The following is a 24,049-nucleotide window of genomic DNA, read 5'->3' as shown; positions in this document are numbered from 1 at the left end:
TGAAATTATTTTAAATTATGCCAATACCAATCTACTGCTTCTTCTAGTCCTTCACTAAAGGAATACTTCGGTTGGTAATGCAATAATCGTTTTGCTTTATCAATACTTGCCAAAGAATGAGGAATATCACCCGCCCTATTCGGACCATAAATAATCTCCACCTCAGCAATTTTTGAATCAAATTTGGATAAATAGTCTTTTAAAAGCGTCACCATCTGATTAAGAGTGGTTCTGTCTCCATAAGCCGTGTTATAAACCGTATTGGTCGCCCCCGGATTATCAGACAACATGGCCAATTCATTCATCTGTACCACATTGTCAATATACGTAAAATCCCTGGAAAATAGCCCATCCCCATTTATTACCGGACTTTCATGCTTCATCAATTGCATCACAAACTTTGGAATAACGGCCGCATAAGCTCCATTTGGATCTTGTCGTCTGCCAAACACATTAAAATATCGTAATCCAATCGTTTCTAATCCATAGGTTCTACTGAAAATTTCAGCATATAATTCGTTCACATATTTAGTAATCGCATAGGGAGATAATGGTTTTCCAATCACATCCTCCACCTTAGGCAATGCTTCAGAATCACCATAAGTAGAAGAACTCGCGGCATATATAAACCGTTTCACTCCGGCATCTCTAGCCGCAACCAACATATTTAAAAATCCGGAAACATTCACTTCATTTGATGTAATCGGATCATTAATTGACCTCGGCACTGAACCTAATGCCGCTTGATGTAGAACATAATCTACTCCCGTAACGGCTAGTTTACAAGTATCTAAATCCCTTATATCACCTTCAATCAGTTTAAATTTAGGGTTCTTAAAAAACGGTTCAATATTATACCTATGTCCGGTTGCAAAATTGTCTAAACAAGTTACATCATATCCTTTATTCAAAAAATATTCGCACAAATTAGAACCAATAAAACCTGCTCCTCCCGTAATTAAAACGGAATACTTATTAATTATTTCCATTTTTTTATTCTAAAATTCTGCTTGATTTTATCAAGTAGTGTTTTTGGTTTATCATCGTCATTATAACCACTTGAATAGTTACCATATACATAGCCATAACCATAGCCATAGCCGTATCCATAACCATACCCTGTTCCGTATTTTGCTCTGTTTTCAAAACCATTGAAAACGATACTTACATTTTTCAATTCTTCTCTTTGTACTCTATTATTCAACAAATTGACCATTTCCTTTTTAGTGTAGTTTTGTCTAATAATATATAATGTTGCGTCTACATAGGGGATTAATTCAATCGCATCTGCAACTAAACCAACCGGAGGCGTATCTAAAATAATATAGTCATACTTTTCTTTCAAGGACTTCATCAACTCATCCATCGATTCCCCAATTAATAATTCAGACGGATTTGGTGGAACAGGCCCTGAAGTAATTACATCTAAATAAGGAATATGAGTTTGTTGAATAACTTCATCTAATGTGTTTTGACCAATTAAATAATTTACTACTCCAATTTCATTTTTGATTTTAAAATCATCAAAAATTTTAGGCTTACGTAAATCCAACCCCACTATTACTGTTTTCTTTTCACTTAATGCAAATACCGTTGCTACGTTAATCGAACAAAATGTTTTTCCTTCACCACTTATAGAGGAAGTAAGCATTAATGTTTTAGAGCCCTCAATTTTGTTCTTCTTATACATAAATTGTAGGGAAGAACGAATTGCCCTAAATGATTCTGATAGAGACGATTTTTGTTTCTCAAAAACGGATAAGTTTGATTTAGTTTGTTTAATACCCACAATTCCAATTATCGGAATAGTGGTTAATTTACTGATATCTTCAATATTTAAAATTGTATTTTCTAAAAAGAAAATAGTCAGAATAGCTATAAGAGGAATTATCAAACCAAGAAAAAATGCTAAAACATAGTTAACTTTGGTATTTGGTCCTATTTGACCTCCCCCAATGTCTTTGGCGGGATCAATGAAGTGAATATCCGCTAAATTAGCTGCTTTCACAATATTTGCTTCATTCCTTTTTTCAAGAAAACTAGTAAATATAGCATTATTCAAATCATACTTTCTAGTAATTTTTAATAATTCCTGTTCATCTTGAGGCAGTTTGCTAATTGCTGTTTCCGTTTCATTTAATTTATCATTGATTAACTTTAAATCATAATCTAAAGCGGATTTAACTGAAGAAATGTTTTCTAATAATACCTTTTTTAAAGCCTCAATTTCATTGTCTAAATCATTAAACATTTTGGGATTCTTTATTGTATAAAGCATTTCTGAACGTTGAGTGGAAAGTGTGATTAACTTTGATACATTCTGTATAACATTTGGATCATCAATTCCTGCAACAGTTGGAGCGGGTAGTTTGGAAAAATCTACACTTTTAATTAAATAATTTTTTAAAGAGTTGTAATATGCGATTTTTCTGGTTATTCCATCTTTTTGAACTTCATAATCAAGAAGCCGCATAGATATCTCTTTTCCTCCACTATTAATTTGATAATAATTTTTGTTTTGGCTAAAGTTCTTTACTTCATTTTCATTATCCTTAAGTTGCTTATCCATGGCTAGTAAAGTGCTATCGATAAAAGCAATAGTATTTGTTGCAAATTGGTTTTTCCTTTCTAATTGAATTCTAATCATGGTTTTAACCGTTTCATTCAAATAATCAACCAATCTGTTTTTATTAGTTCCTTCTAAACTCAATTCTATTATTGATGGTGCATTTCTATCAATATTAGCCTTTATCTCTTTGTACTTTATTACGGTTTCATCAAACTTGTTAAATTTTATAAAATATTCAACACCAACAAAATCACCAATATAATCCGATTTAACTAATTTAAAATTTAGAAATGGAAGATTTGTATACTGATCAAATTTAAATCTTTTTTTAAAGACCCCCGTTTTGGCTGCAATTCTTGTTGACGTGTTTGATTCATAAGTAAATAGTTCCGCGTTAGAATTTTCAAGGTTAGCGGATAATTCAAATTCTGTTTCTGAAATGAACTTTATACTATAAAGGGTTTTAACTAACTGAGGTTTTGTTTTATCTAAAACTACCTTAAATGGAACTTGTCCATAAACATCTTTTAAATAATATTTATCTTTTAATAAATAATCAACAAAAAAATCTAGTCTATTAACTACCGATTCATTATGGGATCTGGATCGTAGAGAGGAAGCTAGGTTTTGAACTTGATCTGAAGACCCTCCCCAATTAAAAACTAAACTAGTATTTGCTGTAAAAAAAGGATTATTTTCCTCTTTAAGTGCAATGGTCGTTTCTAATTTATATATTTTCTCTTTTCTAATATTCACATTATAAGCTACTAAAAAAGCTACTGCCCAACTTACCAGAAACCATTTCCAATAGCCTGCTGTTTTTATTAAAAAACCTTTAAAATCAAATTTTAACTGGTTTTCAAAAAATGAAAAATCTTTAGATTCAAGCATATTTATATATAAATTATAACTGCATTAATACTATAATAGTAGTAGCCAAGGAAAGGACTGATATTATTGTAGTTAAGGATTGAATACCGGTTGTTCCAGTTCCCCATGATTTTTGCTTTAAAGGATTTATTAAAATAAAATCATTTGGTTGTAAATAATAATAAGGAGATTCAAGTGCTTTTTTTTCTAACAAATTAATTTTATGCATTTCTACTCCATGCGGGTATTGTCTTACTACAATTACATTTTTGCGATCGCCAGTCATTGTAATATCACCAGAGTTTGAAATAGCATCCATTATAGTTGCGTTTTCAACAAAAAGCGTGCTAGTTCCCGGTACTTTAATCTCTCCATTAATAGTATATCTCATTCCGGCAATTTTTACGGAGACAAATAAATTTGCTTCAATATTGAAATATTCTTCTAACAATCTTTTTTCAATTAAAATCCTAATCTCTTCTGTTGTTTTACCAATTACATTAACCTCACCTAAAACCGGAATTCTTACATTTCCATGATCATCTACCGTTGAACCTTCAAAAAATAAAGTTTGTTCGTTATTATTACTTTGTAATCTTTCTGTCGGTCTAAACATTGCTGATAACTTAGGATCAATGGTTTTAATATTAATCATTAAGATATCATTTGTTTGAACTCGATATGGCTTCCTAACTGTTTGATTAACAACAATTGAATCTTTAACTTGTCCATTATCTTGAAGATAAGTCAAATCCTTGGTGGGAACGCATGAACTAAAAAAAAGCAGTAGTATAAAAAATATAAATAGGTTGATTTTATTCATTTTAAAAATTTTAGCAAACAAAGATAGTTTTTCAAATGTAATTACAAAAAAATGTAGTGTTATAATTAGTTGTTCTTCATAGTGTTTTCAAACGGTATACGATTTAGAATGCTTCTTCCTAGAGTAATCTCATCGGCATATTCCAATTCATCTCCTACTGCTATTCCTCTAGCTATTGTTGATGTTTTCACTTCTAATTCTTTGATTTGTCTGTAAATGTAAAAATTGGTTGTATCCCCTTCCATCGTTGAACTTAAGGCAAAAATAATTTCTTTCACTAATTGAGTCTTGACTTTTTCAACTAATGAAACAATATTTAATTGGCTTGGTCCTACTCCATCAATTGGAGAAATTTTACCCCCTAAAACGTGATAGATTCCTTTAAACTGTCCTGTATTTTCAATTGCCATCACATCACGCACATCCTCTACAACACAAATAATTTGGTGATTTCTTTTTTCGTTGGCACAAATTTCACAAATTTCTTTGTCAGAAATGTTATGGCATCCTTTACAAAACTTTATTTCTTCTCTCATTTTTGTCAAGGCTTCCGACAAAAACTGAGTTTGCTCTTTAGGTTGCTTTAATAAATGTAAAACTAATCGTAAAGCTGTTCTTTTACCTATTCCAGGTAATTGAGCCATTTCATTTACAGCTTTTTCTAATAATTTTGAAGAAAATTCCATCGGTGCAAAAGTACATTTTTCAAAAGCATTTTTTTAGCATTTCACTCTAAATTTTTAGTCCATTATAAAATTATAAATTACTTTCCTTTTTGTATTTTCACAAAAATTTTAATCTCCTATGCAGCCGATATCAATTTTAATTCTCATTCTAGGTTATTTTGGTCTTTTAATTCTGATTTCCTATTTCATCAGTAAAAAGGATGAAGGGAATGATGCATTCTTCAAAGCCAATAAAAACTCACCCTGGTATTTGGTTGCTTTTGGAATGATTGGTGCTTCGCTCTCGGGTGTAACTTTTATCTCCGTACCCGGAAAAGTAGAAGCATCACAATTTGTCTATTTTCAATTGGTATTGGGCTATATTGTTGGTTATTTCATTATCGGAACCGTATTATTGCCTTTATACTATAAGTTAAACTTAACCTCCATTTATTCTTATTTAGGTGACCGATTTGGCCGTTATTCTTATAAAACAGGAGCTTGGTTTTTTATAATTTCAAGAACTGTTGGGTCAAATCTTCGTTTAATGTTAGTGGCAGATGTATTGCAAACGTTGGTTTTTGATAAATTAAATTTCCCATATTGGGCTACCGTTTCTATTACGATTTTACTAATATGGGTTTACACCAATAAATCGGGTATCAAAACCATCATTTGGACTGATACTTTACAAACCTTTTTCATGTTAGTTTCTGTGGTAGTTTGCATTGTAATAGTATCGCAGGATTTAGGTTTAAATATTTCAACCATTTCAGGTTTCATTGCAGAAAGTGATTTTTCCAAAACTTTCTTTTTTGACGACATCAGTTCTCCAAATTATTTCTGGAAACAGTTTTTATCCGGAGCTTTTATTGCGATTGTCATGACCGGACTAGACCAAGACATGATGCAAAAAAACCTCACTTGCCGAAGTATAAAAGATGCTCAAAAAAACATGTTTTGGTTTACCATAGTTCTAACTTTCGTGAATTTTCTGTTTTTAGTTTTAGGATTAATGTTTACAGAATATGCAGTCAAAAACAATATAGATGCACACAAAGATCAACTTTTCCCCATTTTAGCAAATGAATATTTGGGTGTTAGCGTTGCTTTTTTCTTCATTTTGGGATTAATTGCTGCGGCTTATTCGAGTGCAGATAGTGCCTTGACCTCTTTGACAACTTCATTTAGTATTGATATTCTAGAAATCGAAAAGAAATATGACACCATCAAACAAGTTGTGATTCGTAAACAAATCCACAAACTATTTGTCTTTATCTCAATTATTGTTATTCTTTGTTTTAAGTATTTTGTCGAAGATGCCAGCGTCATTGATAAAGTACTGAAATTTGCCGGTTTCACTTACGGCCCACTATTAGGACTTTACAGTTTTGGATTGTTTACTAAATGGAATGTGAAAGATAAATTAGTACCCATTATTGCCATTACTGCCGTAATCAGTTCAATTATTTTAAATCTTTTCAGTGAATCGTGGTTTGGATTTGCTTTCGGGTTTGAAATATTAATTGTGAACGGAATACTGACTTTTATTGGCTTAGTATTGATTCGTAGAAAGTAAAACTAACGTACAGGCTACTTCTACCTTTATATTATTAATTCCCAACAAAGCATAAAACTCCGGGTTTTCTGTTCCTGGATTAAAAATCACTCTTTTGGGTTGCAAACCAATGATATAATTATAGTAATCGCGTTGCCCTTTTGGATTTAAGTATAACGTTACGGTATGAATATTTTTAAAAGGAATCTGTTTAGTTTGAATTTTCACCCCTGCAACTTCTCCAACTTTTTGTCCAATAGCAACAACCGAATGTTCTTTTTTCAATAAACTGTTTATTGCCATAAATGAATAGCGTTCGGGATTTACTGAAGCTCCTATTACTAAGGTTTTTTTCATTGTATTTTTTTGTAAAAGTACGATTTTTTTGATTTATATTTTAAAAATAGAAACCTCAACAATTCTTAAACCTTTACTAATCGTTTTAATCGGTCACAATTGTTTATTATTTTTAATGAAAAAATGCTCGTAAATACTTCATACAACGAAAAAAAATCACCCAAACGATTAATGAATTGGTTGGAAAGCCTTTTGGTTTAATTGACAATATTAAACTAAACGGAATTGGTTCACCCCGATTAGATATTATCAAAACGAGTGAAGAAATTGCCACACTACTTTCTTATGACAATAACCGAAATTTTTGTAATGTAGAATTGCGGCCAAAAGGAATCATTATTCGTTTCAGGTCATTGCTGGAAACTTTTTCTTTAATCATTCCATTTTATAAATTAGTTATTTTCAAACCGGCCAATTCTTTTACTCTTCACATGGATCATCATTTTATTTCTATTGATGCTCCTCCAAAAAATAAAAGCGTGAATAGTTTCATGGAAAAATTAAATCAATTTAAAGCTGAAAATTCTCCTGCGTATATTGACGATTTATAGTAACTTTGTTTTATTGATTTGGTAACCTATCAAAAACTAGGTTGTTTTTATTTTTGCAAAAAAACGATGGAACTATTTATTTACATTTTCGCAGCATTATTTTCGGTTTTGAATCCATTGGGTGCCGTGCCAATTTTTGTGGGGCTAACACAAGATTACACCAAAGTTGAACGCTCTAGAGTGTCATTATTGACCGCGTTAAATGTTTTTATCATTTTAATCATTTCGTTTTTTATAGGCGAATATGTGTTGAAATTTTTTGGAATCAGCATCGATGCACTTCGTATTGCAGGTGGTTTAATTATCGTAAGTTCCGGCTTTTCTTTGCTCACCGGAAAGTTCAACAAAACTCGTGGAGTCAACAAAAAAGTTGAAAGTGATGCCCAAACCCGTAATCAAATTGCTTTAACCCCATTAGCTATTCCAATGTTAGCAGGTCCCGGTTCAATTTCACTTTTGATTGCCTTTTATCAAGATTATACCGAAATAAGTGAAAAAATTACAGCAGTGCTAGCCATCTTAGGTGTAGCATTGGTCATTTTCTTTGTCTTAAAAAGTGCACATTACCTTTCTAGAATTTTAGGAGCATCCGGTATAGTAGCTATCTCCAGAATTATCGGATTTATTGTAATTGCCATTGGTGTACAATATATCAGTAGCTCCGTTGTCAATATTTTCAAAACAATTTAACGCTTGTTCAACTGCTTTTCTTAGTATCTTTAAGAAAAATAGCGGAAATGAAGATTCTACTCACGGGTGCCAATGGATATGTGGGCCGAAGATTGTTACCTGAACTTTTATCAGCAGGTCATGATATCATTTGCTGTGTTCGCGATAAAAATCGCTTAGGACTTGACAAAACTACCTTAGAAGCTATTACTATTTGGGAAGTAGATTTTTTAGAGGAAGTTACTTTTGACAACTGTCCTAAAACTGTTGATGTTGCCTATTACCTCATTCACTCTATGTCTTCGTCAACGCAGGTTTTTGATACAATGGAATCGAAGGCAGCTGAAAACTTCAATCATTATATGAACTACATTGGTGTTAAACAAGTGGTTTATTTGAGTGGTATTGTAAATAATCATACACTTTCCAAACATTTACAATCCCGTAAAAATGTTGAAGATATATTATACCAAGGAAATTTCAATATCACTGTGCTTCGTGCCGGAATAATTGTTGGTTCCGGAAGTTCTTCCTTTGAAATCATCCGTGATTTATGCGAAAAATTGCCCCTTATGATAACCCCAAAATGGGTATTAACAAAAGCACAACCTATTGCGATACGTGATGTCATTCAATATTTAATGGGCGTATTGTTAAAAGAAGAATGCTACAACGACTCCTTTGATATTGGCGGACCCAATGTACTGACCTATAAACAAATGATGCAGTTGTATGCAAAAACGAGGGGTTTCAAAAACTGGATTTATACCGTTCCGATTATGACGCCAAAACTATCTTCCTATTGGTTGTATTTTGTAACGTCCACTTCTTATAAACTGGCGATGAATTTGGTAGACAGTATGAAAATGGAAGTGATTTGCAACGATAATCGATTACAAAAAATATTGGGAATTAAACCCATATCCTATACCGACGCTATTAAATTAGCGTTCATTAAAATTGAACAAAACCTAGTTATTTCCAGCTGGAAAGATAGTTTAGTGAGCGGACGTTTTCAACATAATTTGTCAGAGTTTGTACAAGTGCCCACTTTTGGTTGTTTAAAAGATGAGAAGAAAATAAAAATTGAAAACCCGGATAAAGTACTAGATAATATTTGGACAATTGGCGGTTTAAAAGGATGGTATTACGGTAATTGGATGTGGCAAGCTAGGGGTTTTATGGACAAATTGTTTGGTGGCGTAGGCTTACGAAGAGGACGAACCCACCCATCCCAATTGGACAATGGTGATTCCTTAGATTTTTGGCGGGTATTGTTGGCCAACAAAGAGGAAAAGCGGCTCTTACTTTTTGCCGAAATGCGATTACCCGGTGAGGCATGGTTGGAATTCCGTATTGATGAAGAAAATGTATTACATCAAATCGCCACCTTCAGGCCAAGAGGACTTTGGGGAAGATTATATTGGTATAGTTTGGTACCGTTTCACTATTTTATTTTTGGTGGGATGATTCGGAATATTGGAAAAGGGTAATGGGCTAAATATTGAAAAAATCTTTGTCAAAGTTCAGAACTTTGACAAAGATTAATCGTTCATTTATTCAGTTTTTGGCAAAAACACTTCCGCCATCATACATCGGGCACTTCCACCGCCACAAGCTTCGATGGTATCTAAACTGGAGCTCAAAATCTCGCAGTGTTCTTCAATTTTATGAATCTGTGCTTTGGTAAGACTTTGATGAGCAGAATTACTCATCACTAGGTAGCGTTTGTTGTCTTTTCCTTTTACTTGAAGCATGTTTCCGGCAAAATTATTTACTTGTTCTTCTGTGATTAGAATTATGTCTTTACCATCTGCCTTAAGATTATCCAAAACCATTTTACGTTCTTGTTTATCGTCTATGCAATCGGCACAAATGACGGCAAAAGTTTCTGCCAAACACATCATGACATTCGTATGATAAATCTGTTTTCGTTCGCCATTTACTGTTTGAAAAGCTTCAAAAATAACCGGAGCTAAATCGTAATCTTCACAAAACTCAATGAATAATTCTTCATCAGCTCTTGGCGACAAGGCACAATATGCCTTTTGATTAGTTCGGTCTAATAAAATACTTCCTGTTCCTTCTAAATAGAAACCATCATCTTCCGCAGAGGTATAATCCATGATTTCATTGATTTCAAAACCATTACTTTCAATGATATCTAATATATCTTCTCTACGTTCCAATCGACGGTTTTCGGCAAACATTGGATATAAAGTTACATCGCCATTTTCATGAAACGAAATCCAATTATTAGGAAAAATACTGTCGGGGGTATCAGGTTCTAGTGTGTCCTCAACCACAATTACATTCACTCCCACTTTTTTCAATTTATCTACAAAGGCATCAAACTCCTTTTGAGCTTTTGCATTCACTGTAGCAGGACTAGTATTGTCCAGAACTTTTTGATAATAATTATTCACAGCCGTTTGCTCGTTCATACGAAAAGCTACGGGACGAATCATGAGGATGGTGTTGGTTGTTTGGTCCATTGTTTTTTGTTTAAGGTTTAAAGTTTAAAAGTTTAAAGTTGTTAACTGCTACAAACCTTCTTCTATTTATCTCGTATTAAAGGAAGTGTCGAACATCGCAATAATCCCTCTTGTTTGGCTATTTCTGCATAAGGAATTTCCTCTACAGTAAATCCTTGATTTCGTAACCAAGTATTTAATCGGGTGAAATTCTTTTCTGAAACGACGACATCAGGTGCGATAGAAAACACGTTGGAATTCATGTTATACATTTCGTCACGGGTAATGTGGAACAAATTATCTTTTCCGAAAAGGTCTACCAAAAACACATAATCGGCTTCTTCACGAAAACCACTTTTGTAGATGATTCCTTTGTTTGTTCCAACCGGTTGAAAACAACAATCTAAATGCAAAGCATTATCTCTGGCTTCCAATTTTGATTTTACTAAATCAAATTCTTTTACTTTTTTATGCGGAAATAATTCTTTGATATACTCCACACCTTGCCAATTGGTTCTAGCCGTAATGTAATCTTTATAATCTGAACCTTTGTAGGTTCCAATGAAAATATAATCATTCCACAACATCACATCGCCACCTTCAATATGCACTTCTTCCGGTGGACGAACCACTTTTTTCGGATCAATATGATCAATAACATACTGAATAGCATCTAATTCTTTTTCTCTATCCGGGAGAATGTTGGCTTTAATAAACATATTGTCAATCACAAAACCGATATCTCGGGTAAAAATCTGATTATAATTAGGAATAATATCGGGTCTGAAAACTTCTACATCATATTTTTTGAACACTTGATTGAAGGCTTCCATTTCAGTAATCATGTCTGATTCTATGGGATAGGTTCCGGCTAAAATGTGTTCTAATGATTTTGGATCATAGGCTTCTTCAGCTGTTGGTGTTGGTCCGTTGCTTACTGCGGTTCCTAACACCACTGCCCTTAGTCTAGAGGTTTCGTTTTGAATGTGAATTGGTAACATAAAGTCGCTTTTGGCTTTTGACAAAGATAAAAAAAGGGATTCCAAAAGCAATGTTTATTATGGGATTAATAATTTTTATATCCCTTCAATGTGAATTACATAAAAAAAGCCCCACAATCAGTGAGGCTTCGTAAATTATGAATTTAAATTATCTTTTATCAATTGTTTTAAACTCTCTCAAAGGATAACCCACATAGATTTGACGTGGTCTTCCAATTGGTTCTTTATTGATTCTCATTTCTTTCCATTGAGCAATCCAACCCGGTAAACGACCGATAGCAAACATAACGGTAAACATTTCCGTTGGAATTCCTAAGGCACGATAAATAATACCGGAATAGAAATCAACATTTGGATATAAATTTCTTGATTTGAAATAGTCGTCTTCTAAAGCTACTTTTTCTAATTGCTTAGCGATATCTAACAATGGATCATCAACACCTAAAGCGGTCAAAACATCATCCGCTGCTTTTTTTATAATCGTTGCTCTAGGATCAAAATTTTTGTAAACACGGTGACCAAATCCCATCAAACGGAATGAATCATCTTTATCTTTTGCTTTCAAAACATATTTTGCTACATCACCGCCATTGTTGTGAATTTCTTCTAACATTTCCAATACCGCTTGGTTTGCTCCACCATGAAGTGGCCCCCAAAGTGCTGAAACTCCTGCTGAAATAGAGGCGAATAACCCGGCATGCGATGAACCTACAATTCTAACTGTGGAGGTTGAGCAGTTTTGCTCATGGTCAGCATGGAGAATAAACAATTTATCTAATGCATTTACCACAATTGGGTCAATTTTGTAAGGCCCGGTTGGCAATTCATACATTAAATGCATAAAATTTTCAACATAACCTTTCGTGTTATCATAATAATTTAATGGATAACCCATTGATTTTCTGAATGTCCAAGTTGCAATTACAAGGAATTTACCAATGGTTTTACATACCGCTTCATACATTTCTTTTTCGTTGTGCGGATTGACAGACTTTGGATTAAAAGCAGTTAACGCACTAGTTAAAGCAGCCAAAACTCCCATTGGGTGAGCTGTTTTTGGAAAACCGTCGATGATATTTTTCATCTCTTCGTTCACCAACGTATATTTGCGAATATCATTTTCAAATTTCTCTAATTGAGTTTTAGTTGGTAATTCTCCAAAAATCAATAAGTGAGAAACTTCTAAGAAATCGGCTTTATCCGCTAAATCTTCGATTGAATAGCCACGGTAACGAAGAATTCCTTCTTCTCCATCTAAAAAAGTGATTTCACTTTTACAAGAACCGGAGTTTTTATAACCTGGGTCTAAGGTAATTGCACCTGTTAAGGCTCGTAGTTGTTCGATATCAATGGCCGGCTCATTTTCACTTCCTACAATTATAGGAAACTCATATTCTTTACCATCGTACTTTAATATTGCAGTTTTTGACATGATTTTATAAATATTTAATAGGTATACACTTTGTTTGTTGCGAAATTACGGAATTATGTAGGAATGTTAAAATAATATCGTAAACGATTTCGTTAAATTTAGTATAAAAATTGCTAATTACCTATACATCTTAAAAAAAAATAAAAACTCACGAAAAAAATCCGTGAGTTTCCAACTTAAAAATTTGTTTAACTACCTATTCTTTAACCAATTTTTCAACTTTAGTTCCTGCATCTGTGTTGATTTTTATAAAATACATTCCGTTTGCTCTTTGCAATAAATTTAATTCGGTTGAAACATCATTTACCAATTGGGTTTGTAGCAATCTTCCTTGAATGTCATACAATTCAATTGTTTTGATATTTATATTACTATTGCTTTTGATATTGACAACCTCACTTACCGGATTAGGGTAAATTGATAGTAAGGAATCTAAAATTGGGTTGCTGATTCCTAAGGATTGGAATATCGTTTCAACATTATTTGTTTCGACTGGAAAATTATAATCAAAATAAATGTTGGCTTTATTTGCTACAGAATCGCCAATTTGCAAAGTACTATTCGATTTCAATTTTAATAAAATATTCCCATGACCACCTGACTCCAAAGCAATATTCTGAAAAATAAATTCAATTCTATTTCCATTCATTCTGATATATGCTCCGTGTGATGTGGAAAGCATTTGTAATGAAGCAATATCAAATTGGCTTGGGTCAATGTCAGTTTTTACCACAATATTTTCTGCTTCAGCGGTTCCGGTGTTCTCAAATCGGATGAAATAATGCAAATAATTGCCAATTTGACTTGGTGGCACTATATCTCCTTCTAAACAAGTGATATCATTTGGATCATAGGAACCAACTACGGTTTGGTTAAATACAAATGTATTGTCTTGTACATTTTCATCACCTGATTGGGGTAAAATTACAGATGTAAACGTCAATTCATCGCCAATATTAACCGGACTTGTATCAGTTGGTGCATTTATCAGCATGGTGACTTCTATGCTTCGCGATTCAAAAGGCATTAAATTTGCATAATCCCATTGCATTCCACCCGGTCCTTGACTAGAAGGAATAACTGATGCGGAAACAAAATTCATCAAGTTTTGATTATAGAAAAAATTCACTCCATATTGTAGAGAAAGCACTTGATTTCCTTTGTTTTTGTAAACGATTTTATACACCGCTTCAAAGCCGGGACGAGCAGGAAAAACCGGTGCAATGACAACTTCTAAATCGGGATGGATACCGTTGGCTGTTATACAAAAATCTAAATTGGTTGAACTATTATCAATAACATCTAAAATCGCTATGCCAGGCTCAGGATTTACTTGAAAAAAAGCTGCGTTTTCTATAATAGGAATAAATGAATACACTCCTTCATTGGCAGTATAAAAATTATAGTTCCCAAGTGAATTGGTAAACACAGAAGAGTTGGTAGTCATGGCATTCAAATCTATGGCTAGTCTGAAAAAAGGAAAAGTAAAATCGAATTCATCGCAACCATTGTTGTTGTTATCTAAACGCACACTTCCTGTCACGGTGTTATAATTTCCGCCTGGCGTGAAAGAGCAATAGGAGCTTATACTTACGTTAGTCAAGTTACCTGCATTAATGAAGTTTTGTATTTGACTTATTTCATTTTCATCCGCACATATATATTCTAAATTGATACATTCTATCAAACCATTATTATTAAAATTTTGAATAGTCCCATTTTTCAAAAACAATCTTTTCAACATTGTATTTGTATTTAATACCAATAATGATAAGTTAGGATTTGAAGAAAAATCCAACTCTTCAAACTGACCACTATAACTCCTAAAATCATATAAATTAGTTAAGCTTGATAAATCTAAGTAAGGAATTAAGCTGCTTGAACACTCAATAGTATTTATATTAGGAGTTTCACTTAGATCAAGAGTTGTAAAAAGATTGCCGCCACATTGCAATACTTGTAATGCAGGCATAGAACCTAAATCAAGGTTTGACAATGAATTTCCCGCACACAATAAACTATTCAAGTTAGGTAAATTACTAACCTGCAAAGAATTTAAATTTGCTAAAGTACAAACTACGCTCGTTAACGATGTAAATGATGTTAAATTTAAATTCCCAATGTTAGTAAGAGTAACATCTAAAAAAGCTAGTGATGGTAATGAACTAATGTTAAATGAGGACATTGATGGGTTGCTTTCACAAATTAATTGCTCTAAATCCGGGAAACCAGAAATTGTCAAACTAACTAAATTATTATAACCACAATTTAATATTTTCAAACCTGTTGATTGAGATACATCTAAAGTTGACAAACCATTGTACGTACACGAAAGATACTCTAAACTAGTTAATCCGGTTAAGTTGAAATTACTAACGCATATTGAATTTGCATCTAATATTTTCAAGTTAGATAAACCATTTACAGACAATGTTCCCATGCAGTTGTTACTACAATATAATTCTTGTAATAAACTCAAATTGGTTACATTCAAATTATTAATTTGATTGTTTGAACAATCAATTTTTTTTAAGTTAGTAAAATCAGAAATCCCGCTGAAATCAACAATACTTGAAAAAGGCACATTTAATGAATCAATGACTACGGCTTCTGCGACTTGAATCTCACCGTCATCGTTTTGATCAATTTTTAAATAGCTCCCATTCCCATAAGCTATCGTGTTAAAAGTATTAGAAGACAATAACTTCGACTTAAAATTCGCATCAGGAATAGTTACATTCTGAGCTTGTAGAAAACCCGAAAACAAAAGGCTTAAAATGAGAATCTTTTTCATAGCTTTTATTATTATTCTTTAATTAATTTTTCCACTTTACTTCCTTTGTCAGTTTTGATTTTTATAAAATACATACCGTTGGCTCTTTCTGCTAAATTTATTTCAGAAGTGAAGTCTTTCACTAGTTGTGTTTGCAATAATCTTCCCTGAATATCATACAACTCGATGGTTTTGATGGTAGAATTATCTTTGATAGAAATGTTAACAACATCTTTCACCGGATTTGGATAAATGGAAATCAAATTGTCTAAAACAGGATTTATCACACTTAGGGCTTGAAATAAGGTTTCAGCCTCATTCGTCACGATTGGGAAATTATAATCGAAATAAATATCTGCTTTTTTAGCTACCATATCACCCACTTGAAGTGTTGCTTTGGTCTTCATTTTTAGTAAAATGTTGCCATGACCACCCGACTCTAATTGAATATTTTGAAAAATAACATCTAAATTTTGCCCATTCATTCGTACACTAGCATCATGTGAAGTATTTAATAATTGAAGCGATTGAGCATCATATTGTGCCGGATTGATGTTCAAATTTACCACTACATTTTCAGCCGGAGCATTACCGGTATTTTCAAAACGAATTAAATAATGCAAATAATTACCAATTTCTGATGGAGGAACCACATCGCCTTGCAAACAGGTGATATCGTTTGGATCGTATGAACCTACAACCGTTTGATTTAAGATAAAAGTATTGTCAGGTACCATTTCATCACCGGCTTGAGGGAGAATTACCGACGTAAACACCAATTCATCCCCAATATTTACCGGATTTTCAGGGTCTGTAGGCGGATTTATCTGCATGAAAACAATAATGCTTCGGGATTCAAAAGGCATCAAATCAGCATAATCCCATTGCAAACCACCGGTACCCTGTACAGATGGAAGAGTTGATGCGGATAGAAATTGCATCAAATTCTGGTTATAGATAAAATTTACCCCGTATTGTTGTGAAAGCACTTGATTACCTTTGTTTTTGTAAACAATCAAATATTCTGCTACAAATCCGGGACGAGCTGGCGTAACCGGTGCGATAACCACTTCTAAATCGGGATGCACACCATTGGCTGTCACGCAGAAATCTAACGTAGTACTTGAATTGTCAATTTCATTGATAATTGCAGTACCCGGCTGTGGCGAAACAGAAAAATAAGTAGGATTTTCTAAAACCGGCGTTAACGTGTAAACGCCTTCAGTTGCAGTGTAAAGATTATACACCCCGTTGTTATTCGAAAAAACAGATGAATTAGTTGTCATAGCATTTAAATCAACCGCTAGTTTGAAAAAAGGAATGGAAAAATCGGCTGCATCGCAACCGTTGTTGCTATTATCTAAACGCACATTTCCGGTGATGGTATCATAATCACCACCCGGAGTAAAACTACAGAAGGAATTTACATTAACATTGGTTAATTGAATAGAATTTAAATAGGTTATGATATTGCTAACATTAAAATCATCCACACATACATATTGTAAATTAAAATTTTCGGCCCAGTTTAACGATTGAAACGATTGCACACCGTTCTTCATAAAAATAGATTGCAATAATGGATTATTGATACATTGGAAAAAACTTAATGATGGAGCCATATTTACATTAACACTCGTTAAGCTTGGCATTTCCGAACATAAAAAAGTAGTTAAGTTAGCCAATGGCGGAAGAATTATTTCTGTAAAAATATTCTCGTTTAAAACTAATGTGCTAAGATTTACATTGGATGAAAAGTCTAAAACACTTAATCCCATATCTTGACAATTCAGACTTTCTAAATTTACTAGATTATTTAAAACAGGAAGAAAATAATTACCTGCCAACTGTAATGAAATCAAAGCTTCAGATTGACTTAAATCCAAAGATGTTAATTGATTATAACGTACACTTAAAAAATTTAAACTTGACAACATTGAAATATCCAAACTGCTCAAAAAATTATAATCACAACCAAGTGAAACTAAATTTCCACATACTGAAACATCTAAACTTGATAAATCATTTTGATCTAAATTAAGTTCAATTAATTGAGGAGTTCCCGTTAAATCAATAGTTGTTGAATTATTAGCTGTAAAATATAGTTTTTCTAGAAGAGGTAAATTATAATTGAATGTAGAAATACTATTTAAACTAGCATTTAACTCTTTTAAATTTACGAAACTTTCAATACCGCTTAATGTTAAAATTGTATTTGGGTTGGGTAAAAAGGAATTATTAATGTTTAATAAGAACACTTCACTAGCTTCACTTAACTGAATTTCTCCATCATTATTTGCATCTATTTTAAAGTATTCAAATTGCGAATTCATAGCAATTTGATTTGTAGTGTTTGCAGAAAGCAACTTTGATTTAAAATTTCCATCAGGAATGTTTACGATTTGAGCTTGTAGAACACCAACAAAAATCAACAATAGAAAGGTAATCTTTTTCATAATAATTTATTTTATATAAAGATAATATCGTTGTTTAGTAATTTATTTTGTAAATGAGTAATTGAATACTTTAATTTAGAATTCGTTATAATGTTTTTAACAACTCTTGCAAACGTTCTTTTTTTCGTTGTGAAATGGGTAAATTACTATTATCAGCCATCACCACATATCCACCATCTCTTTTAATATATGATTTTAAATAGACTAAATTGATTAGATGCGATTGATGAATACGTTCAAAACCGTGTTCCGTTAACAAATCTTCATATTCTTTTAGTGTTTTAGAAATCAAAATGGGTTTATTGTTTTTGATAAAAAATTTGGTATAATTGTCTTCACTTTCGCAACGGATAATATCGCTGATTTCAAACAAATGAATTCCGTCTGAAGTGGAAAGAGCAATCCGTTTGAAATTATCCACTTTCCGTCTTATATTTTCTAACAACAAATCGATGTGGGCATAGTTGTCGCTTTTTGCTAATACATTTTTAATTTTATGAATCACTTTTTGTAACTCTTCCGGGTCTACCGGTTTCAACAAAAAATCTAATGCACTAAATCGAAATGCCTTAATGGCGTATTGTTCATGAGCCGTTATAAAAACAACTTGTGATGAAATTTTTCCATTCATTTCTGCTAATTTTTCCAGCAAGTCAAAACCGGTACCATCGCTAAGTTGAATATCTAAGAAAATTACTTGAGGTTGTAACAAATTTATTGCTTCAACACCGGATTGCACACTCTCTGCCTCGCCGAGAACATTAATTTCCGGAGCATACATGGAAAGCAATTGTCGCATTCCTGCTCTTAGGTTGGCATCATCGTCTATTAATATGGCTGTTGTCATGTATTAGTTGCGGGTTTCGAGTTTCAAGTTTCAAGTTTCAAGTTTCAAGTTTCAGGTTTCAGGTTTCAAGTTGAATCAACAAGTTATTTACTTTATATATTGTATGGGTAAATTCAGAACTACTTTTGTGCCTTGAATTTCGCTTATATCATTTTTAATTTCTTTGATTTCAACTTTTGCTTTTTGTGCTGTTGAAGCCTCCATCATCTCAAGTCTTTTTTTGGTGATATCTAACGCCATCGATTTGTGAATAGCCACTAAATTTTCTTTGATTTCTTTTGATTTCTCAAAACCTATTCCGTTGTCAACTATAGTGCAAATCAGGCTTTCCTTTTCAATTGAAAAATCTACTGAAATTATTCCGTTTTCTTTTTTGGGAATTAACCCGTGAATGATTGCATTTTCTACAAAAGGTTGCAACAACAAAGGAGGCAAAGCCATATCGTCTTCTATTTCTTTGCTTTTGGAAATTTTAAAATCAAACACATTGTTGAAACGCAATTGTTCGAGTTCCAAATAATTTTGCAAACTTTCAATTTCTTTGTCAATGGGAATTAGTGATTCTTTCGAATATTCTAATGTTAATCGCATTAATTTTGAAAATTTTGACAAATATTTAATCGCAGAATCCGTTCCGTTTTGCACAATAAAACTGGAAATAGAACCTAAACAATTGAAAACAAAATGCGGATTCATTTGAAGATGCAACGCTTTTTGTTCGTATTCTGCCAATTCTTTCTGTAAGGTCAATGTCTTTTTGAGTTGCATTCGGTTATAAATCAAAAAGGCAATTCCCATTAGTAACAAGATAAATAATGCAATAAAAATGGTTTGTAAAGCTTGTCTTTTAGATTTTTCAGCTAATAAAACTTCTTTCTTTTCCTGTTCTTTTTTCTGCAAAGCTTCCTTTTTTTCAAACTCATAATTCATTTCAGTCTGCACACTTTTCCTAATATTTTCGTGGTTTATCAAGCTGTCTTGTGCAATTTTATACAATTTAAAATGAGTGAAAGCTGCTGTAGAATTATTTAATTTTTCATAAATCGAACTCAATAATTTCTCTGCTAAAGCTGTTCCTTCCAACACATTTAAATCTTTAGACAATTTTGCTGCCTTTTGAGCATATTCCAATGCTTCTGTAAATCTTTTTTGATCATAATAACATTCCCCCATCAAAAGATAAGTATCCGATGTTCCAAATCTATCATCAATTTTAGCAAACGATTGTAATGCCAATTCCCAGCTTTCAAAAGCTTTTGGCTGATTATTAGTTTCTTTAAAATACAACCCAATATTATTAAATAATTCACCTTGACCTCTATCATTAGGATATTTTTCGAAGAGCTGTTTTGCTTCTAAATAATATTGATTTGCTTTTTCATAATTCTTTTGCTGTAAATAAAGATTTCCTATGTTTGTTGTAGTTATACCAACGGTTTCATCTCCAATTCTTTTCTGTAATTTCTGTGCTCTACTAAAATAATCCAGTGCTTTGAAATCTTCCTTTTGAGTTCGATAAACTATTCCGATATTATTGTAAACCCGAGCCGTTTTTTCTTCGTCTTTAATTTCTTCATAAATAGCAACAGCTTTAATGTGATATTGCAAAGCTTTGGCATAATTACTTTGCTCAGAGAAAACAATTCCCATACTGCCATAGGTTCGAGCTAAACCGCTTTTAACCTTCAATTCTTCTTTAGAACCAATGGCTAATTCATTTTCAAAAATTAATTTAGCTTGTGAAAAAAAATCAATTGCTTTAGGGTAATTTCCTGAAATTATTTGGGCAATTCCTAGATTAAGTAAAGCATTCCCTTCTTCAGCTTTGTATTTTATTTTTTGAGAAAGTTGTAATGCCTGCCTAGCGTAATTTTCCATTAATTTTGGATTACTACTTTTATAAACATCCGCGATTGCATTAAGAAATTGCGTTTTTTCTATTTCATTTTGAGTTTGGTTAAGGAGATTCACCAAACTATCAACCCTTTTATTTTGCCCAAATAAATTTGTAGCAAGGAAGAGACAAAAGAAAAATAATTGTAGAAACTTCTTCATATAAATGAATTGATGAACAAATATAAGTTTTCATCTTTGAAGTTGCACACTAAATGAGTAATCGCAGGTTTTGAGTGAGTATTTGAGTAAAAACAAAAACCCTCTCAGTATTTGAAAGGGTTTTTAGTTAATTCTATTATTCTTTAATAATTTTATGTGTTTTGGATACCTCTCCAAACTTCATTTTTATAAAATAAACACCTTTTGAAAATTGTGTTAAATCCACTTCAGTTTCAGTATTTTCTACTACTTTGGTTTCAATTATTTTTCCTTGTAAATCAACGATTTCAATAGCATCGATAATTTTCCGGCAACTTATAAAAACTTTATTTTTTGTAGGGTTAGGATAATGGTCAACAATGATTGCCTCAAAATCATCAACATTTAAAGCTGTATTTTCGCCTTGCAAATATAACGAAACGGGAATGTACCCTTCATTTCCAACAAAAACCGCAGTTGGAACAGCAATTCTGAACATATGATTTCCCGCTGCTAAATTTCCAAGGTCCATTTCTCTTATAGGAATAACTGCTCCCGGACACCAATTGCTGAAAGATTGCCATTCTTCCGGAGTTCTCGGTGTAGGGCCATAAATTCCATTTCCTTGTGTATTGAAAACTCTGTAAGGTTCACAAGTGGGTTCTCCGGGTAAATACGATAGAATTTGATTACTATTTAATGAAATATAATGCCATCTTCTATTGTATTCTTCTCCACCTGCATTTGCACCATGACTTGACGTAATTAAATAAAATTTTGCATTATTAATGGCTGATGGCAAATCAAAATAGATAGTTCTTACTGTTTGAAAAATACCATCTGAAGCTCCGGCTTGGTAATCATTTAATATTTTTTTAAAATTTAAAGTGTGAATGTAAGTATTGTTAGGACTTGAAGTTTCCGTATTTGTTATAAAATTTAAAGTGCCATAAAATACATCATTTCTACCTGAACAACCAGAAATTTGAGTTTGAGCGGCATAAGGCACACCAAATAATTCAAACTCAATCCAAAAATCATAAATTGTGTTTAGATAAGTATCTTTTAGAATTTTTGTAATATTATCTACACTAAAAGTATATGGCACTAAATTTGGCGGAACATTTTTATTCATAAAAGGAGTTATATACCTTCCTAATTCTAATCTATTTGTTGTATCCGGATTATAAGATGTTGCTCCTTTTGGAACTAACGCTAAATTAATATTTCCAATTCTATCATAATTGTCACACGCCGCAGAAATTGAAATATTTAAAGTAAGCGAAGTTCCTATTTGAGCTAAAACTTCAGGAGTCAACTTCTTCGTAAATAAATCATTTCTTAACCTTATTACATCCGGTTCAGTTGGGTAATTCACCAAAGAAGCATATCCATCATAAAATAAAACATTATCATAAATAGGAATAGTAACTTGAGCATTTGAATTAAATACAAATACGATAAAACTTAATATTGCAAAGTAATTTTTTTTCATTGTGTTGTAATTTGTTGTTGAGTAGGCTAATATAAAAAAAATCGTTCTATAATTTTCAATAAAACAAAACCCTTTCAGAAATAAATTCCGAAAGGGTTAAATAGACATTATAAACTAATTTTTAATTCTGTTTGAAAGCTTTTTTCCCGGGAAAATAAGCTGTATTCCCCAATTCTTCTTCAATACGAAGTAATTGGTTATATTTCGCCATACGATCTGAACGAGAAGCGGAACCGGTTTTGATTTGACCACAATTTAAAGCTACGGCTAAATCAGCGATGGTATTATCTTCTGTTTCTCCTGAACGGTGTGACATTACTGAAGTATAACCGGCATTATGAGCCATATTCACAGCAGCAATTGTTTCTGTTAGTGTTCCGATTTGGTTAACCTTAACCAAAATGGAATTAGCAATACCTTTGTCAATACCGGTTTTTAAACGCTCAACATTCGTAACAAACAAATCGTCACCTACTAATTGAATTTTATCACCTATTAAATCCGTTAAATATTTCCAACCTTCCCAATCATTTTCTTCCATTCCGTCTTCAATAGAAATAATAGGATATTTAGAAGCTAATTCTGCTAAGTATTCAGCTTGTTCCGTTGATGTTCTTATTTTTCCTGTTTCTCCTTCAAATTTTTTGTAATCATATTTTCCATCCACATAAAATTCAGAAGCGGCACAATCAAGAGCAATCATCACATCTTCACCAAAAGTATATCCGGCATTTTCTACTGCTTTTTTGATTGATTCAATTGCATCTTCCGTTCCACCTGCTAAATTTGGTGCGAAACCACCTTCATCACCTACAGCTGTTGATAAATGACGGTTGTGTAATACTTTTTTTAAGTTATGAAATATTTCAGTACCCATTTGCATAGCATGTGTAAAACTGGTTGCTTTTACGGGCATAATCATAAATTCCTGAAACGCAATTGGAGCGTCAGAATGTGATCCGCCATTGATAATATTCATCATTGGAACAGGAAGTGTATTAGCAGAAACCCCGCCAACATAACGATACAATGGCATTCCTAACTCATTGGCAGCTGCTTTTGCAACAGCTAATGAAACACCAAGAATTGCATTTGCACCTAAGTTAGCTTTATTTGGTGTTCCATCCAATTCAATCATAGTTTTGTCAATTTGATTTTGCTCAAAAACAGACATTCCAACAATTTCATCAGCAATGGTTGTATTAACATTATCCACAGCTTTTAAAACACCTTTTCCCATATATGATTTTCCACCATCACGAAGTTCTACTGCTTCATGTTCTCCGGTAGAAGCTCCAGATGGAACTGCAGCTCTTCCTAAAATTCCGTTTTCTGTAATAACATCAACTTCAATAGTTGGATTTCCTCTTGAATCCAAAATTTGTCTTGCATGCACTTTAATAATAATACTCATGATACTGTTTATTTACTATTTTTTTATTGTTTTTTTTGAATGATACACAAATTTAAGCATT

General features: G+C 32.6%; 18 protein-coding genes. 4 read left to right on the top strand and 14 right to left on the bottom strand.

The features are described from left to right. Positions 1 to 5 precede the first annotated feature (5 nt). The 4 genes from C0512_RS03280 to recR all read right to left on the bottom strand — a co-directional run bounded on the left by C0512_RS03280 (position 6) and on the right by recR (position 4,948). On the bottom strand, positions 6 to 980 hold the full coding sequence (locus tag C0512_RS03280; RefSeq protein ID WP_290858910.1) for an SDR family oxidoreductase: 975 nt from the start codon (positions 978 to 980) through the stop codon (positions 6 to 8). Continuing rightward, positions 980 to 3,460, bottom strand: coding sequence for a polysaccharide biosynthesis tyrosine autokinase (locus tag C0512_RS03275; protein ID WP_290858846.1), 2,481 nt, complete (start codon positions 3,458 to 3,460; stop codon positions 980 to 982). Before C0512_RS03275 ends, C0512_RS03280 begins: the two co-directional genes overlap by 1 nt. Before the next feature lie 13 nt (positions 3,461 to 3,473). Further along, the gene (locus tag C0512_RS03270; protein ID WP_290858844.1) at positions 3,474 to 4,262 is read right to left on the bottom strand and encodes a polysaccharide biosynthesis/export family protein; all 789 of its coding nucleotides are present in this window, start codon (positions 4,260 to 4,262) and stop codon (positions 3,474 to 3,476) included. A 65-nt stretch (positions 4,263 to 4,327) separates the two neighbouring features. Continuing rightward, positions 4,328 to 4,948 carry a recombination mediator RecR gene (gene recR / locus C0512_RS03265; RefSeq protein WP_290858842.1) on the bottom strand — a complete coding sequence of 207 codons (621 nt, stop codon included), beginning with the start codon at positions 4,946 to 4,948 and terminating at the stop codon, positions 4,328 to 4,330. 118 nt (positions 4,949 to 5,066) lie between these two features. Here recR and C0512_RS03260 point away from each other — a divergent pair, with 118 nt between their 5' ends. Then, entirely contained in the window at positions 5,067 to 6,506 is a 1,440-nt protein-coding gene (locus tag C0512_RS03260; RefSeq protein ID WP_290858840.1) for a sodium:solute symporter, read from the top strand. Here C0512_RS03260 and C0512_RS03255 read toward each other — a convergent pair. Continuing rightward, a complete protein-coding gene (locus C0512_RS03255) occupies positions 6,483 to 6,842 on the bottom strand; it encodes a CoA-binding protein (protein ID WP_290858838.1) in 360 nt (119 codons plus the stop codon). The genes C0512_RS03260 and C0512_RS03255 overlap by 24 nt on opposite strands. 176 nt (positions 6,843 to 7,018) lie before the next feature. On the opposite strand from C0512_RS03255, the gene C0512_RS03250 reads away from it, so the two are divergent. The 3 genes from C0512_RS03250 (at position 7,019) to C0512_RS03240 (ending at position 9,555) form a co-directional block, all read left to right on the top strand. Then, positions 7,019 to 7,393: a hypothetical protein gene (locus tag C0512_RS03250; RefSeq protein ID WP_290858837.1), complete on the top strand. Its 375-nt coding sequence runs from the start codon at positions 7,019 to 7,021 to the stop codon at positions 7,391 to 7,393. Positions 7,394 to 7,459: 66 nt separating this feature from the next. Further along, positions 7,460 to 8,083 carry a MarC family NAAT transporter gene (locus tag C0512_RS03245; protein WP_290858836.1) on the top strand — a complete coding sequence of 208 codons (624 nt, stop codon included), beginning with the start codon at positions 7,460 to 7,462 and terminating at the stop codon, positions 8,081 to 8,083. 47 nt (positions 8,084 to 8,130) lie between these two features. Next, a complete protein-coding gene (locus C0512_RS03240; RefSeq protein WP_290858835.1) occupies positions 8,131 to 9,555 on the top strand; it encodes an SDR family oxidoreductase in 1,425 nt (474 codons plus the stop codon). A 63-nt stretch (positions 9,556 to 9,618) separates the two neighbouring features. On the opposite strand, the gene ctlX is transcribed toward C0512_RS03240, so the two are convergent. The 9 genes from ctlX to eno form a co-directional block, all read right to left on the bottom strand. Then, positions 9,619 to 10,557: a citrulline utilization hydrolase CtlX gene (gene ctlX, locus C0512_RS03235; protein ID WP_290858833.1), complete on the bottom strand. Its 939-nt coding sequence runs from the start codon at positions 10,555 to 10,557 to the stop codon at positions 9,619 to 9,621. 62 nt (positions 10,558 to 10,619) lie between these two features. Next, positions 10,620 to 11,537: a dimethylarginine dimethylaminohydrolase family protein gene (locus tag C0512_RS03230; RefSeq protein ID WP_290858832.1), complete on the bottom strand. Its 918-nt coding sequence runs from the start codon at positions 11,535 to 11,537 to the stop codon at positions 10,620 to 10,622. Positions 11,538 to 11,685: 148 nt separating this feature from the next. Further along, complete coding sequence (locus tag C0512_RS03225; RefSeq protein WP_290858831.1) at positions 11,686 to 12,969, bottom strand: citrate synthase; 1,284 nt, start codon at positions 12,967 to 12,969, stop codon at positions 11,686 to 11,688. Between the two features lie 196 nt (positions 12,970 to 13,165). Beyond that, complete coding sequence (locus C0512_RS03220) at positions 13,166 to 15,763, bottom strand: T9SS type A sorting domain-containing protein (RefSeq protein ID WP_290858830.1); 2,598 nt, start codon at positions 15,761 to 15,763, stop codon at positions 13,166 to 13,168. 11 nt (positions 15,764 to 15,774) lie between these two features. After that, on the bottom strand, positions 15,775 to 18,198 hold the full coding sequence (locus tag C0512_RS03215) for a T9SS type A sorting domain-containing protein (protein ID WP_290858829.1): 2,424 nt from the start codon (positions 18,196 to 18,198) through the stop codon (positions 15,775 to 15,777). Positions 18,199 to 18,283: 85 nt separating this feature from the next. Further along, a complete protein-coding gene (locus C0512_RS03210; RefSeq protein WP_290858828.1) occupies positions 18,284 to 19,045 on the bottom strand; it encodes a LytTR family DNA-binding domain-containing protein in 762 nt (253 codons plus the stop codon). 87 nt (positions 19,046 to 19,132) lie between these two features. Next, the gene (locus C0512_RS03205) at positions 19,133 to 21,100 is read right to left on the bottom strand and encodes a tetratricopeptide repeat protein (protein ID WP_290858826.1); all 1,968 of its coding nucleotides are present in this window, start codon (positions 21,098 to 21,100) and stop codon (positions 19,133 to 19,135) included. A 136-nt stretch (positions 21,101 to 21,236) separates the two neighbouring features. After that, complete coding sequence (locus C0512_RS03200; RefSeq protein ID WP_290858824.1) at positions 21,237 to 22,574, bottom strand: peptide-N-glycosidase F-related protein; 1,338 nt, start codon at positions 22,572 to 22,574, stop codon at positions 21,237 to 21,239. A gap of 121 nt (positions 22,575 to 22,695) precedes the next feature. Then, complete coding sequence (eno, locus tag C0512_RS03195; protein ID WP_290858822.1) at positions 22,696 to 23,988, bottom strand: phosphopyruvate hydratase; 1,293 nt, start codon at positions 23,986 to 23,988, stop codon at positions 22,696 to 22,698. Between the last annotated feature and the right edge of the window lie 61 nt (positions 23,989 to 24,049).

The organism is Flavobacterium sp. (genome assembly GCF_013822155.1).
GTDB lineage: Bacteria > Bacteroidota > Bacteroidia > Flavobacteriales > Flavobacteriaceae > Flavobacterium.
This window is presented reverse-complemented; position numbering and strand designations above follow the sequence as displayed.